At 44.4% G+C, this 13687-nt stretch carries 13 protein-coding genes and 1 pseudogene; 2 read left to right on the forward strand and 12 right to left on the reverse strand.

Annotation, left to right across the window (positions count from 1 at the left end; translation table 11 throughout):
- Nucleotides 1-65 precede the first annotated feature (65 nt).
- A complete protein-coding gene (locus MKZ26_RS12385; protein ID WP_067205231.1) occupies nt 66-929 on the reverse strand; it encodes a CvfB family protein in 864 nt (287 codons plus the stop codon).
- Complete coding sequence (gene mntR / locus MKZ26_RS12390; RefSeq protein WP_340766375.1) at nt 929-1354, reverse strand: transcriptional regulator MntR; 426 nt, start codon at nt 1352-1354, stop codon at nt 929-931. The genes MKZ26_RS12385 and mntR overlap by 1 nt, the downstream gene beginning before the upstream one ends.
- A gap of 121 nt (nt 1355-1475) precedes the next feature.
- On the opposite strand from mntR, the gene MKZ26_RS12395 reads away from it, so the two are divergent.
- On the forward strand, nt 1476-1631 hold the full coding sequence (locus MKZ26_RS12395; RefSeq protein WP_370569949.1) for a lmo0937 family membrane protein: 156 nt from the start codon (nt 1476-1478) through the stop codon (nt 1629-1631).
- 277 nt (nt 1632-1908) lie between these two features.
- On the opposite strand, the gene MKZ26_RS12400 is transcribed toward MKZ26_RS12395, so the two are convergent.
- The 3 genes from MKZ26_RS12400 to MKZ26_RS12410 are packed head-to-tail and all read right to left on the reverse strand — an operon-like array spanning nt 1909 to nt 5512.
- The gene (locus MKZ26_RS12400; protein WP_340766376.1) at nt 1909-3021 is read right to left on the reverse strand and encodes a GNAT family N-acetyltransferase; all 1113 of its coding nucleotides are present in this window, start codon (nt 3019-3021) and stop codon (nt 1909-1911) included.
- A gap of 27 nt (nt 3022-3048) precedes the next feature.
- A complete protein-coding gene (locus MKZ26_RS12405; protein ID WP_340766377.1) occupies nt 3049-5157 on the reverse strand; it encodes a heavy metal translocating P-type ATPase in 2109 nt (702 codons plus the stop codon).
- A complete protein-coding gene (locus MKZ26_RS12410; protein WP_067205220.1) occupies nt 5144-5512 on the reverse strand; it encodes an ArsR/SmtB family transcription factor in 369 nt (122 codons plus the stop codon). The genes MKZ26_RS12405 and MKZ26_RS12410 overlap by 14 nt, the downstream gene beginning before the upstream one ends.
- 206 nt (nt 5513-5718) lie before the next feature.
- Here MKZ26_RS12410 and MKZ26_RS12415 point away from each other — a divergent pair, with 206 nt between their 5' ends.
- Nucleotides 5719-6138 (forward strand): universal stress protein, encoded by a 420-nt coding sequence (locus MKZ26_RS12415; protein ID WP_340766378.1) that lies wholly within the window; start codon nt 5719-5721, stop codon nt 6136-6138.
- A gap of 81 nt (nt 6139-6219) precedes the next feature.
- Here MKZ26_RS12415 and MKZ26_RS12420 read toward each other — a convergent pair whose 3' ends face one another.
- The 7 genes and pseudogenes from MKZ26_RS12420 to MKZ26_RS12455 all read right to left on the reverse strand — a co-directional run bounded on the left by MKZ26_RS12420 (nt 6220) and on the right by MKZ26_RS12455 (nt 13686).
- On the reverse strand, nt 6220-8583 hold the full coding sequence (locus MKZ26_RS12420; protein WP_340767653.1) for a penicillin acylase family protein: 2364 nt from the start codon (nt 8581-8583) through the stop codon (nt 6220-6222).
- Between the two features lie 268 nt (nt 8584-8851).
- Nucleotides 8852-10062 (reverse strand): annotated as a pseudogene (locus MKZ26_RS12425) (IS3 family transposase).
- 637 nt (nt 10063-10699) lie between these two features.
- Nucleotides 10700-11080 (reverse strand): Na+/H+ antiporter subunit G, encoded by a 381-nt coding sequence (locus tag MKZ26_RS12435; RefSeq protein WP_067205214.1) that lies wholly within the window; start codon nt 11078-11080, stop codon nt 10700-10702.
- Complete coding sequence (locus MKZ26_RS12440; protein ID WP_067205211.1) at nt 11058-11342, reverse strand: Na(+)/H(+) antiporter subunit F1; 285 nt, start codon at nt 11340-11342, stop codon at nt 11058-11060. The genes MKZ26_RS12435 and MKZ26_RS12440 overlap by 23 nt, the downstream gene beginning before the upstream one ends.
- A complete protein-coding gene (locus MKZ26_RS12445; protein WP_067205208.1) occupies nt 11342-11824 on the reverse strand; it encodes a Na+/H+ antiporter subunit E in 483 nt (160 codons plus the stop codon). The genes MKZ26_RS12440 and MKZ26_RS12445 overlap by 1 nt, the downstream gene beginning before the upstream one ends.
- Before the next feature lie 46 nt (nt 11825-11870).
- The gene (locus tag MKZ26_RS12450; RefSeq protein ID WP_340766379.1) at nt 11871-13355 is read right to left on the reverse strand and encodes a Na+/H+ antiporter subunit D; all 1485 of its coding nucleotides are present in this window, start codon (nt 13353-13355) and stop codon (nt 11871-11873) included.
- Entirely contained in the window at nt 13348-13686 is a 339-nt protein-coding gene (locus tag MKZ26_RS12455; RefSeq protein WP_067205202.1) for a Na(+)/H(+) antiporter subunit C, read from the reverse strand. The genes MKZ26_RS12450 and MKZ26_RS12455 overlap by 8 nt, the downstream gene beginning before the upstream one ends.
- Between the last annotated feature and the right edge of the window lies 1 nt (nt 13687).

The following is a 13687-nucleotide window of genomic DNA, read 5'->3' on the forward strand; positions in this document are numbered from 1 at the left end:
TTGATTCCCCCTCTTTCTAGGAATTAATACGATTCCCGGTTGATAAAGGTTCCCGAACTTCGGTATTATTTCAACAATGTCCATCCATCATTCTGTTCAATTCTGCCTTCTTTCATGAGTTTACCAAGTGCACGTTTGAATGATGCTTTACTCATATTGAACATTTCTTTTATCTCGTCAGGTGTTGATTTATCCGTGAAGGGCATGCGTCCCTTAGCTTCATTCAAATAGCGAAGGATTTTTTCAGCATCGTCTCCCTGACGCTCCTCTTTACGAGGCAACATCGATCCGTTCACCGTTCCATCTTCACGGACTCCAATAATACGGACAGTCATTTCTTGACCGAGACGAGGTTCACGTTCCTGTTCTGTGTTGTGGATGAAAATACGGTAATTTTCAGGAATGCTAAGCATAAACGAACCAACTGGTAGCAAGCGATAAGCTCTTGCCTTCAAGTCCATGTTAAAGACGGAAGTAGGCGCTTCAATGATTTGTTCTAATACGCGTTCTTCTGTAGCAAGTCGACCAAAAATAGTACCACCCAAGTCCATTCGAAGCGTCATGTACAATGCATCGTCTACCTTCGGCCATAGAGCCCGCACTTTAGGCATATCATTTTTATTCACAAGCACTTCGATTGAAGAACCGATATCAACATAAACGCCTTCATGGTCATCCACACGTATTACACGTGCCCAGCCAAATGTCTCAGCTGTCATGTGTGGAATCTGCATCGTCGCAGAAAGCTCTCCGCGTCTATTCATGTAAAGGAAAACTTTTACTTTATCTCCTTCTTGAATATTTTCGTCTGCATCAGATGCATTCAACATAATATGTTCTTGTTCGCTATCGCCACCTAATATCCATCTTGAACCGTCTTGCTCCAACACTTCTAACTCCACCGCATAACCTGATTTTAGTTGTTCCATTATTTATCTACCTCTTTCTTCTGATCCATTACACGTAATTTTCTAACAAACTCTTCGTCTTGTCCCATCGCTTCGACCAGATCAGTTATTCGATCCATCGCATTCCAGCTTAGGTGATGTTCAATTCCTTCTACGTCCCCATAAATATTTTCTTCATCGACTCCAATAATGCGAAGAAACTGTTCAAGGAGATCATGACGTCGAACAAGTTTTTTTCCAAACGAAAACCCTTTTCCCGTCAATTCGAGACCTTTGTAGCGTTCATAGACAATATAGCCTTCCTTGTCGAGACGCTGAGCCATTTTTGTAACGGATGAAGGGAGAACTGCCAAGGATTCAGCTACATCCGATACACGTGCAACGCCTTTCGCTTCGATATGCAAATAAATCTGTTCAAGATAATCTTCCATACCTGGTGTTGCCAACTGTACCGCCTCCAGTATGTATACCCAGTCTCATTCCCAATCACTACTTTTCAAACGTCCCTAGTTTAACTTTTAATTGGCGGGGGTAAAGATAGAATACATCAGTAAAGGGGGGATTCACATGGGTCGAATTATATGGTTACTCATTGTAGCATTATTCGTGTTTTGGTTGTTAGGTCTCGTATTCAAGATTGGCGGAGGACTAATTCACATTCTTCTAGTCATCGCGGTTATTGCATTTATTTTCAATCTTATTTCCGGAAAACGAAGCGTGTAACGAAAGGGATGTCGACATTAGTCGGCATCCCTTTTTTAGTGTCTAGCTACAGCGGCCAGACGCTCGGGTCATAAGCCAGACCAGCTGTGCGGGAAAGCACCGCGTCACCGGTCCGTCTTATGCCTGTCGCGTCTATGCAGGCCGCTTTCGCTTTTCTTGTCTAGCTTCAGGCGCCAGCCCCTCGAGTCGCTTCATTCTTGCAGATAAAGGCAAAGTACGCCTTTTTCTGCAAGACCTCCAGCGCTTTTCGGAGCTAGACGGCGCCTTCCGCATTTCTTTAGTCTATTTTCGCATAGATGCATGTATTTCGTAAAACATTACCATCGGGTGATAAGGAATCTTGTTTCAAAACTCCTTCGAGGGTGAACCCTGCACGTTCTGCGACGCTACGACTTTTCATGTTTTCTTCATCACAACGAATTTCCACTCTGCGCGCTCCAAGCTTTTCGAAGGCAAATTTTTCAATATGTTTAACAGCTTCCGTCATATAGCCCTGGCCTTCAAATTCTGTAGCTAGCCAGTAGCCAATCTCGAATTTCGGAATCGACCAATCGATTCGATGTAGTCCCGATGAACCGACAAACTTCCCGGTTTCTTTATGGTAAACATGGAAGCGCAGGTCTTGTCTTGTGATGAAATTTGCAACTGCTTTTCGCAAGCTTTCTTCTGTCATATGCAGCTCTGGTTCCGGTTGCGCCCATGGCATCCACTTGCGAAGCGCAGGTAATGAAGCCCTAATCGCATTCCAAGCATCTGTTGCATCGCCAAGTTCAGGAGCCCGAATGACAAGCCGTTCTGATTCGAATGACTCCGCGAAATCCGGGATACGAGGGGATGCCGCAGAACCTCGTGACTTCTCTCCGTCTTCCCAAATCACAGGCGTTGTCGTTCCCGCCATGAAATCTTCCCGCGTAATACCATAGGTCACTGCATCATAATAGGAGTGTTCTTTAGGCGAAAACCAAGCTTTCCGAAGATGTGCTTCCTTGACAAAGCCTGCACGTTCGAACGTTTTTCGCATCGCAAGATTATCTTGTCTAGTATGACCTTCGAGACGAATTTTCTTGCCTGGCAATCCAAATACATATTCTGCGACAAGTCGAAGCGCCTTCGGGCCGTAGCCATTCCCCCTCGACATATCTGCAATACGTAAATCGAACAACGGAATTTCATCTTGCAAGTCGTAAATTTTTACGATTCCTACTTTTTCTCCGGCGTCATTTTCCACCCAAAACGTTTTCACTTCATCCGACTCATAGCCGCCCTCTTCGATTGTTTTTTCAATCAAATGACGTCCCGGATCAGAGTTACCGTGGTAAGGCCACGTATTAGTTGTCATGAAATGAATAAGTTGCTCCTGCTCTTCCATTGTCCACTCTTGTAAATACATTAGAATTCGCCTCCGTATAGAAACTACTTACTTATGAACGCGTAGCAACCGCAACGAGTTCAGCACGACGAGTAGCGTGGCACCCATATCCGCGAAGATGGCAATCCATAATGTCAGCCAACCGGGAATGATAAGAAGCAATGCTATAATTTTTAAGCCTAATGCAAACATAATGTTTTCTTTGATGATTCGCAATGTTTTTCGGCTTAATTTCATTGTATAAGGTAATTTCCCTAAATCATCTGCCATTAGGGCAATATCTGCTGTTTCCAATGCAGCGTCCGTTCCCGCTCCACCCATTGCTATACCAACTGAAGCTGCAGCTAAGGCAGGCGCGTCATTGATGCCATCACCAACCATGGCAACACGGCCATATTGGTCGCTCAATTGTTTAATCGCTGTTAATTTGTCTTCCGGCATTAGTCCGGCGCGTACATCCGTAACACCGAGCTCAGCAGCAATTGCTTCTGCCGTTACTTGGTGATCGCCTGTCAGCATGACTGTATGACGGATACCTATACTTTTCAGTTGTTCAAGGACGTCACGACTTTCCGCCCGTATGGGATCCGCCACGGCTAGCAGTCCGCTAAAATCAGTACCCGTGACAATCGCCATGACAGACTTTCCTTGTCGTTGAAGGGATGCCGCTTGCTGTAATATGTCTTCTGGTAATGAAGAAAGTTCTTGTGCCCAGCTTAGGCTGCCAATATAAGTCGTCATGCCATCAATTTCAGCATAAGCGCCCTTTCCCGTAACCGATTGAAAATTGGACACAGCGACTTTCTGCGCACCATGTTGATGCGCGTAATCGACAACCGCTTTTGCAAGCGGATGCTGTGACATTGACTCGACTGCTGCGATTGAACTTAATAATTGCCCTTGAGCGATTTCTTTACCTACGATGAAATCCGTTACTTCCGGATACCCTTTCGTTAACGTTCCGGTTTTATCGAACGCAATAACGTCAAGTCTTCCTGTTTCTTCGAGGTGGATACCGCCTTTAATCAGCACGCCTTGACGTGCCGCGTTACCAATCGCTGTGACAATCGCAACTGGTGTAGAGACAACAAGTGCACACGGACAACCGACGACGAGTACAGCAAGACCTTGGTAGATCCACGCATTCCAATCGCCACCAAGTAATGGCGGTATTATGGCCACAAGAATTGCAATCACGATGATTGCAGGCGTGTAGTATTTCGCGAATTTATCAACGAACTTTTGAGATGGTGCTTTTTCTGCCTGCGCATCTTCTACGAGATGGATGATTTTCGCAATTGTTGTATCGCCGACAAGCTTTGTAACCGTTACTTCAAGTGCACCCTCTTCATTAAGTGTGCCCGCGAATACATTATCACCAGATTTTTTTTGGACAGGGATGGATTCCCCTGTAATCGCTGCTTGATTGACCGTAGATGAACCCATTAGAACAGCACCGTCCATAGCGATTTTCTGACCCGGTTTTACGATTAGAATATCGCCGACGATGATTTCTTCAGTCGGAAGTTCCATAAACGCTTCCCCACGTTTTATGAGGGCGGAAGGCGGTGCAATATCCATCAATTGTCGGATGGACTGTCGTGCTTTATTCATTGAATAGGCTTCTAACGCTTCACTAACCGCAAACAGGAAGACGACAACCGCACCTTCACGCCATTCCCCAATAATTGCAGCTCCAATAATAGCAATCGTCATCAGCGTTTTCATATCGAATTCGAAACGGACCAAATTTCGCAATCCTGTTTTGAATATGCTTGTTCCACCAATTACAATGGCAATTGCAAATAGGGCAATCGCTGCAGGATGTGTTTCAGCGTAACGAAATGACACATACATCCCTATTAGTAAGAACAGCAATGAAAAAAGGGTAACGAGATTTTCTTTCCGTTTAAAGAAAGACGTTTTCGGCTCAATCTTCTTATTCTGAAGTGGGACAACTTTAATGCCGTCAAAAGCACCAGCTGCTTCGAGGTCTTCAATCGTTGCACTTCCACTAAACGCCAATTTTGATGCGCCGAAATTCACTTGTACATCCTCAATAGAAGGTAGGTTTTTAACGTTTTTTTCAAACTTCATCGCACAACTGGCACATGTTAGATTCTCCAACCTATATTCTTTTTTCTCAACCGTTGCCATGCTCAACACCCTCTATCGTATGCTCGTGTGCGACTTTCACAAGTTGGTGGACGTGATCGTCTGCGAGCGAATAGTAAACCATCTTCCCTTTTCTCCTTGATTTAGCAAGTGCTTGTTCGCGCAAATAACGTAAGTGATGGGAAGCTGTCGCAACGGAAGAACCAATCACTGCCGCAACGTCACATACACACATTTCTTCTTCTAGTGTCAGCGAAAAAGCAATTTTTAATCTGGTTTCATCCGCCAATGCCTTAAATATCGCAACAGCCGCACCCACATCAGGGAGCGCCTTCTGTACCCGATTCACAACTTCTTCATGAACCGTTGTCACTTCACAAACTTCTTTTACCGTCATATTTACACCTCATTCAAATGGTTGTTTGATTAACTTTAGTATATGTAATTCCTCTTGCAATTGCAAGGCTAATCAAACGGTGCTTTGAATGTATATTTCCCATTTAATTAATTACTCAAAAGAAGGGTTTAACAGATAGGTGTAGAACACTTATACTTACTAACAATGTAACTTTACATGTCAGACATACGAAAGTAGGGATTCCGATGTATAACCGAATACTAGTCGCGGTCGACGGCTCAGTAAACTCGCACCGCGCAGCCAAACATGCCGCTCAACTTGCCTCGTTATGCCAAGGAGTGGTCGTTGAAATCCTTTATATCCTTGAGTTTGACCGAACACGTTCAGATGTACTTGATAATGCTAGCAGTGATGATCTCCATATCGATCGCAAGAAGCGACTCATGCCCATCGAGGAGGCTTTCGAGCAGTTTCAAATCCCCTTTAAGCTTGTCATCAAACACGGTGACCCTGGACCAATCATCGTTAATTTTGCCAATAGTGGTGAATTCGATCTTGTCGTTCTCGGTAGCCGTGGCCTGAATACTTTTCAGGAAATGGTGCTAGGCAGTGTGAGTCATAAAGTAGCAAAACGTGTGACAGCACCGGTTTTGATTGTTAAATAACAGAGGCTCTTAGCGGTGGATAAGATAATGCATCGGTTTACCCGCGTTTCCAAAGTTTCACCAAATTAAAAACGGGGCGCATTAGCGCTCCGCTTTTAACTTCAACGTATATCCTTCTTTAATGTCCCCATCCAAAACAGTTTCATGGTAATTACCATTCACCCAGTCATCTGCTTGATCGTGGAACCATTGCGATTTTATGTGGCCACTTTGACCCGGCCCTACAATATGATTCGCTTTCGATAAATCGGACAAATCGGCAACAAAGCGCCAAGGTGCACCGTGATTTACAGTACCATCTGCCTGAAATGCTGCCGCCTGAACTGTAACATTCGAACCACCAATTGCCTGTTTCTTCGGATTCAAGAAATACTCAAAAATTGGAGATGCGCCTGATAGAGCGTGCGGAAACTCCAACTGATGGAAATCTCCCCATTGCCAATCCGCGATTTTATCACCGAACAATCCTTCAATCTCTTCGATTGATTTTACAAATGAATCGAAGACCCACTTATCAACACCGCCATACTCTTCCACCCAGGCCCCTGGTTCACCCGCATAAGCGTCGCGCAACATTTTGTCGGTAATTGTCCCTTTCGCCGGTAGAAGCTCATAAACGTCCTCAGGCATCGTTGCACCGAGCATGCCAATTGGCAATTGTTTCATCCATTTATGAAAGACAAGTGGTGCCGCCGCGTCTGCAGAATCATATTGATCCCACTCGCGAAGCATTTTTACAATCTCTTTGTACTTCCCGACAGCGGCGTCTTTCGTTTCAATTGAACCAATCATATCGTCCAAAAACTCACGAGCGTATAGGTTCTTCTGATCCATCTGCAATTTCATCATATCTTCTGCCGTGAAATTATCTCCTTCCCGAAGCACTTCCGCTATTCGTTCATAGCGATAAGGCTGTGCCCAAAGTTTTGTAATGTGATAAGGATAAGATTCATCTACAACTTGGTTATTTGCTGTGGCAATAAACCCTTCTTTAGGATTCACGACACGCGGTAATTCATCATATGGGATGTAGCCCGTCCAGCCATAATCGGAAGAGTCGCCTGGTACAGGCAATTGCGCATCCCCTTGTTTCCTGATAGGAATACGACCGTTCGCTTTATAAGCAATAGTGCCGTCATTCGCCGCAAACACAAAGTTCTGTGCTGGTGCATGGAAGTCTCCCAAAGCCATCTCAAAACTTTCCCAATTGGAAGCTTTGTTCATCTTCATAATCGCTTCGAGTTCTTTTGTCGGTTCCAGTGCTGTCCATTGCATTGAAAACAGCGCGTTTGGATCTTCATCTTTGTAAAGAATGTCCGAAATAATCGGGCCATGTCGCGTAAGCATTACTTCAAACGGTACATCCTCCTCGCCTTTTACAGAAATCGTTTCATCTCTTACCTCAGCCTGTTCCCATTCTCCATCATAGAGAAATTGTGTCCGATCTTCCGGATTTGGAGTTTCGATATATAGATCTTGCACATCAGGTCCAACGTTCGTCACACCCCATGCAACGTCGTCATTATGCCCAAGAATAATTCCTGGAATCCCTGCAAAAATAACACCGCTAACGTTTTGTTCTGGTGATTGCAAATGCATTTGATACCAGATCGCCGGCGTATCAAGCCCGAGATGCGGATCATCTGCTAGAAGCGGTAAACCTGAAGCCGTTTTATCCCCCGACACGACCCAGTTGTTACTACCGTTGAATTCAGGCGGCACAAGATCAGGGTCGAACTGACCAGCCACAGCGACCGGATTCGCAATGTTAGCCTCAATAATAGAAGACGCATTTTCCGGATAAACGGTGAACAACTCCCGTGCTAATTCTTCCGAGAAATTATTCAACGCCCAATGCCTGACCGCTAAACTATCCCAGTTTCCGCCGAGGTCATAAGCCATATACTTACCTATCGTCAGCGAATCGATTTCTGTCCATGGTTCAGGCGTGTAGCCCAGGACCTTGAATTCATACGAAAACTTCCCATCTCGCTCCGCCTCCTCAATAAATGCATTGACTCCTTCCGCATACCAGCTGAGCACCTTTTTCCCTTCCTCACCATAGCCGTCATAAGACGCTTCGGCCGCCGAGCGCAAACTAAATGTACGGAATTTCTTATCCGTTCCAACAGCCACTTCCCCAACTACTTCGGATAATCGACCACTCGCTTGCCTACGAGCCATATCCATTTGGAATAAACGGTCTTGGGCTTGCACATAGCCTTGAGTCCTATACAAATCCGCATCCGATTCCGCCGTTATATGCGGTACGCCAAACTCATCCCGGACGATTGTCACATCTTCATCTAGAATTTCCACACTTACTTCTCCATCAATAAACGGTTTCGACTTCGCTATGTAACTATTTACAATAAGTAGTACCACAATAGCCAAAACTATAATTGATCCAAACACCGACAACATAATTTTTGGCCATTTCCCCATCCGTTTCCCCTGTCTCACTACTTCACACACCTTCCCTATCTCCCTTAATGGTATTCTACTATTTCATTTATATTCCTTCTTTCTCCAAACTAACCTTAGGGCAAAAGTGGTAACTCGACACAACCGAGCATTAACGCATCACTACCAATCATATATCCCCGACACCGAGCATTAATGGTATTCTGTCAAGAAAGTGGACATGAATTAATGAGCAGTTATTTTAAAAAGCCTACCGCGCTGCGCTTGCTGTACTTTCGTGGAAGAGCAGTTAAAAAGCCAACTGCTCTTCCACGAAAGTTGTGAGTGGTTTCTGGGCATTTTTCTCTTTCAATTCTTGATACTGTAACTCGAAAAAATTAGGGGAGACATAGTCTAACGTGGAATGGATGCGTTTCTCGTTATAAAACGAGATGATGTAATCCAACACTGCCGTCTCTGCTTCCTTTCGTGTCTTGAACTTCATTCGGTAAATCAGTTCCTTCTTGATTGTCGCATGGAAGGATTCAATACACGCATTGTCGTAACAGTCACCTCTACGACTCATGCTGATTTGGCACTGCTTCTCTTTAAGCAGTCCAGTATAAGCAACAGACGCATACTGGGAGCCCTGATCTGAATGGTGAATCAACCCTTCTTCTGGGGAACGGAAATGAAAAGCACGCTCCAGCGCCAGTTGAGGCAGCTGCGTGGATAAGGTGTTCGCTAAGTTAAAACCAATGATCTTACGAGAGAATAAATCCATCACCGTAGCCAGGTATAGCCACCCCTGACTTGTCCAGATATAGGTGATATCCACGACCCACACTTGATTGGGATGATCCGCATGGAAGTTTCGTTTTAACAAATTAGGATAAATCGGATGTTCATGATTAGATTGAGTTGTCACCGTATAGTGAAAAGGCACTGTAGCGCATAAGCTCAGCTCTCTCATATAGTTTGAGACAGTCTTCTCTGAAAGTGGTACCCCTTGTTTCTTCAGAATCCGTTGGATTCGGGGGCTTCCATAGACCTCCCGATTCTCGTAAAAAATTTGTTTGATTAACTTTAATGCCCCTTCTTTTTTCTTCTGCGAGGCACTTTGTACTTTTTCTCGCCATTTATAGTAGCCGCTCTTTGAAACCTTTAGAACTTCGCACATCCTATTCACGCGGTATTCTTCCCGGTGCTTTTCAATAAATGAATAGATCACTGCAGGTTTTTTGAAAAGATGTGCATGGCTTTTTTTAAGATTTCATTCTCTTCCTTCAGTTCCTGGATTTCTTTTTCAAGCGCTCGTTGCTGCCTTAGCCGCTCGGTAGAGGTTACAAATTCTTCCCCATTACGTTTTCCTTCCAGTTCTTTTCGATGTTGACTTACCCACTTTCGCAAGGTACTAACAGGCACATCCATCTCCCGTGAAATTTCAATCTGTTTTCTTCCGTCTTCCACCACCAGCTTGATCAAATGCTCTTTCAGCTGATTATCTATTCGTTTCTTCATAATGGACACGCTCCATTCAGTTAGTTTGTTCTCTCCATCCAAACACGCTCATTGGATTGTGTCCACTTTCTATACTACATTCATTAACGCAGCACAACCGATCATATATCCCCGACACCGAGCATTAACACAGCACAACCGATCATATATCCCCGACACCGAGCATTAACGCACCACAACCAATCATATATCCGCGATACCGAGCATTAACGCACCACAACCGATCATATATCCCCGACACCGAGCATTAACGCACCACAACCAATCATATATCCCCGACACCGAGCATTAACGCACCACAACCAATCATATATCCGCCATACCGAGCATTAACACAGCACTACCAATCATATATCCCCGACTCCGAGCATTAACACAGCACAACCGATCATATATCCCCGACTCCGAGCATTAACGCACCACAACCGATCATATATCCCTGACACCGAGCATTAACGAAACACAACCAATCATATATCCGCGATACCGAGCATTAACGCTGCACAACCAATCATATATCCGCGATACCGAGCATTAACGCTGCACAACCAATCATATATCCCCGACACCGAGCATTAACACTGCACAACCAATCATCCATCCAAATCCCCTCAACAAAAAAAGGATAGGACAGCCACTAACGGCCGGTCCCATCCTCTTCTATTTTATCCTTATGCAAAACCTCATATAATTCATCCTCAGTAGAAATATCCGCTAACTTCACATTCGACCGGTAAGCCGCTCGGACGATCAAATGTCCGGCAACCGGTGCAGTTAGAAAGACGAACACAATTCCCAAAAGAAGGCGTACACTTACGAAATGTTGACTGAACAAAAAGTAAATAAAAGCACCTGACAAGGTTAGCAAAACAGCGAGCGTCGAACTTTTCGTCGCAGCATGAGACCTCGTGTAGACATCAGGCAGCCGAAGCAATCCAAAGACACTGATTACGCTCGCAACTCCGCCTGTTAAAATCAGAAATGCGCCTACGAATTCACCTATCGTGTTTACGTTCAACGATAACACCCCTCTCGATGAATTTAGAGAAGGCAATTGTACCGATGAACGATAGAATTCCCAAAATAAGAATGACTTCTAAAAATGCTTTCGTGTTCATCACCACTGAAATTACAGCTATCATAGCTATCAAGTTTACACCAATCATATCGAGCCCGATAACGCGGTCCGGCATTGAGGGGCCGAGAATGATTCGTATGACAGCTATTGCAATCGTTATTGAGAATAATACGAGCGAAGTCGTCAGCATTGCTTGAATCATCAGCGGGTCACCTCCATGATTGCTCTTTCAAAGTTATGCAGTTGCATCAAAAGTCCATCGCGAGATTGTTCGACGTCCATCGCGTGAATAAACAGGACATTTCCTTCAGGGGACACTTCCATGACGACAGACCCCGGGGTCAGCGTCAAAAGCAACGACAGCATCGTCACTTCTGAATCACTCTCTAAGACTGTTTCATATTTAAAAATACCCGGTTTAATTTTCAGCTTTGGGCTAAGTATTTGTTTCAATACAACTACGCTCGATTTGGTCAATTCGGATATGAAGATGAACAGTAGCTTGAATGTCGCATACAAACGGCGCAAGTAGAATTGCGTGCCGAAAAATCTATGCATGAAAAATATGATTCCTATCCCAACCAGGAAGCCGGCAAAGAAAGTCGTAAACTTTAGCTCATCCTCATCGATTAAGAGCATCCAGAGCAGAGCTATAAATAAATTCAACAGTAACTGGGCTGGCATTAGCCTTCACCTCTTCTTTTCGGTCATTGGACGGGATTTTCTTCGATTAACGGTTATCATTCAAAACCGCGTCTATATAGATATCAGGATTTGTCAGTGTTCGGGCTGCATCTGAAACGTATGGCGCAAGCGCCTCTGCTCCAACTCCCAGCGCAATTGTCAGTACACCAAACAGGACGAGTGGAATAAGCATCCCTTTTTTAAGCGGTACATCGTCGTCTTCATTGATAATCGTTTCGCCCCAAAAGCAGTTTAGGAAAATCCGCAGAAGTGAATACAAAACGAAAATACTTGATAGGAACGCGATTGCAAGCAAGACGAACGCACCCGCCTCAATCGCCCCTTGGCCAACGTACACCTTTCCGATGAACCCGCTAAGCGGCGGAATTCCGGCAAGTGACAGCATTGTGATGAAGAACAGCCACCCAAGTAATGGATAGTTGCGAATCAACCCACTCATATTTTCAATCCTTGCAGTTCCAGTTAAGTAGATCATCGTCCCTGCGATAAGGAATAACAAAGCTTTAATAATCATGTCATGGATAAGATAATAAATAGACCCTTGAATCGCCACTTCTGTCGAGACAGCAAGGCCAACGAGTATAAACCCTACTGCAATGACGACGTTATAGGACACAATCTTCCGGATATCATTGTAGGCGATTGCACCAATACTACCGCCAATCATCGTGATTCCCGCCATAATGCCAATCATCAAATGTGTAACACCAGGCTCGTGATAAAAAATGAGCGTAAACACGCGGAACATTGCATAGATACCGACTTTCGTAAGCAAAGCACCGAACAAAGCCGCAACTACTGTCGGTGGTGCACTGTATGACCCTGGCAACCAGAAATAAAGAAGTAGTCCAGATTTCAAACTAAATACAATGAGGAAGACAATGCTAATCACTGTCAACAGCGGCCCTTGCCCGACTTCTGCAATACGTACTGATAGATGTGCCATATTAAGCGTACCTACCGTACCATATAAGTACGCGATTCCAACGAGGAAAAACCACGACGACAGTACATTTATAGTTATGTATTTAATTGATTCGACGAGTTGAACTTTCCTGCCTCCAAGTGTAATGAGCACATAAGAAGATAGAAGCATAACTTCAAAACAGACGAATAAGTTGAACAAGTCACCCGTTAGAAATGAACCATTAACGCCCGCAATCAGGAAAAAAACGAACGGATAAAAGAACATATTCTCATGCGCTCGACCAATCGACGAGAACGCATAAATTAGAAGGATTCCTGTTACAATCGCTGTCGTCAATACAAGTAGCATAGAGAATGAATCTGCGACAAATGAAATTCCATAGGGTGGCAACCAGCCCCCGAAATCGAGCCGTAAAATACCGTCCGCCTGAATCATATTCAAAATATAAACACTGATCGCTACGGTTGCTACGATTGAAAAAAGACTGAACCCCCGTTGAACTTTCACATAAGGCCGGAGAAATACAAGTAAAATCCCTGTTAACAAAGGTATAATCATTGGCATAACTATAATATTATTCATCTTTGAACCCTCTCAATGCAGCGAGATTGTCCGACCCAGTCTCTTTGTATGTTCGATATGCAAGCACCAGTAAAAAGGAAGTCACTGCGAAACTGATCACTATTGCAGTCAGGATAAGTGCCTGTGGAAGAGCATCCGTGTAGCTCTCCGCATTTTCACCTAATAGTGGGACTGCTCCTTTTTTCAAGCCGCCCATCGTCATTAATAGCAAATGCACAGCATGCGACAGGATTGCCGTCCCTAAAATAACCCGAACTAGACTTTTAGATAGCAGCAAGTAGACAGCGACCGTTACAAGGACTCCAACGAGTATCGTTATTAACGTTTCCAAC

It is taken from the genome of Sporosarcina sp. FSL K6-6792, assembly GCF_038004885.1.
Lineage (GTDB): Bacteria > Bacillota > Bacilli > Bacillales_A > Planococcaceae > Sporosarcina > Sporosarcina psychrophila.

Excerpts from the sequence above, each read along its gene's own strand:
- MKZ26_RS12385 (WP_067205231.1), bottom strand. The coding sequence starts at position 929 with ATGGAACAACTAAAATCAGGTTATGCGGTGGAGTTAGAAGTGTTGGAG.
- MKZ26_RS12395 (WP_370569949.1), top strand. The coding sequence starts at position 1,476 with ATGGGTCGAATTATATGGTTACTCATTGTAGCATTATTCGTGTTTTGG.
- MKZ26_RS12400 (WP_340766376.1), bottom strand. The coding sequence starts at position 3,021 with ATGTATTTACAAGAGTGGACAATGGAAGAGCAGGAGCAACTTATTCAT.
- MKZ26_RS12405 (WP_340766377.1), bottom strand. The coding sequence starts at position 5,157 with ATGGCAACGGTTGAGAAAAAAGAATATAGGTTGGAGAATCTAACATGT.
- MKZ26_RS12410 (WP_067205220.1), bottom strand. The coding sequence starts at position 5,512 with ATGACGGTAAAAGAAGTTTGTGAAGTGACAACGGTTCATGAAGAAGTT.
- MKZ26_RS12415 (WP_340766378.1), top strand. The coding sequence starts at position 5,719 with ATGTATAACCGAATACTAGTCGCGGTCGACGGCTCAGTAAACTCGCAC.
- MKZ26_RS12420 (WP_340767653.1), bottom strand. The coding sequence starts at position 8,583 with ATGGGGAAATGGCCAAAAATTATGTTGTCGGTGTTTGGATCAATTATA.
- MKZ26_RS12440 (WP_067205211.1), bottom strand. The coding sequence starts at position 11,342 with ATGATTCAAGCAATGCTGACGACTTCGCTCGTATTATTCTCAATAACG.
- MKZ26_RS12445 (WP_067205208.1), bottom strand. The coding sequence starts at position 11,824 with ATGCCAGCCCAGTTACTGTTGAATTTATTTATAGCTCTGCTCTGGATG.
- MKZ26_RS12450 (WP_340766379.1), bottom strand. The coding sequence starts at position 13,355 with ATGAATAATATTATAGTTATGCCAATGATTATACCTTTGTTAACAGGG.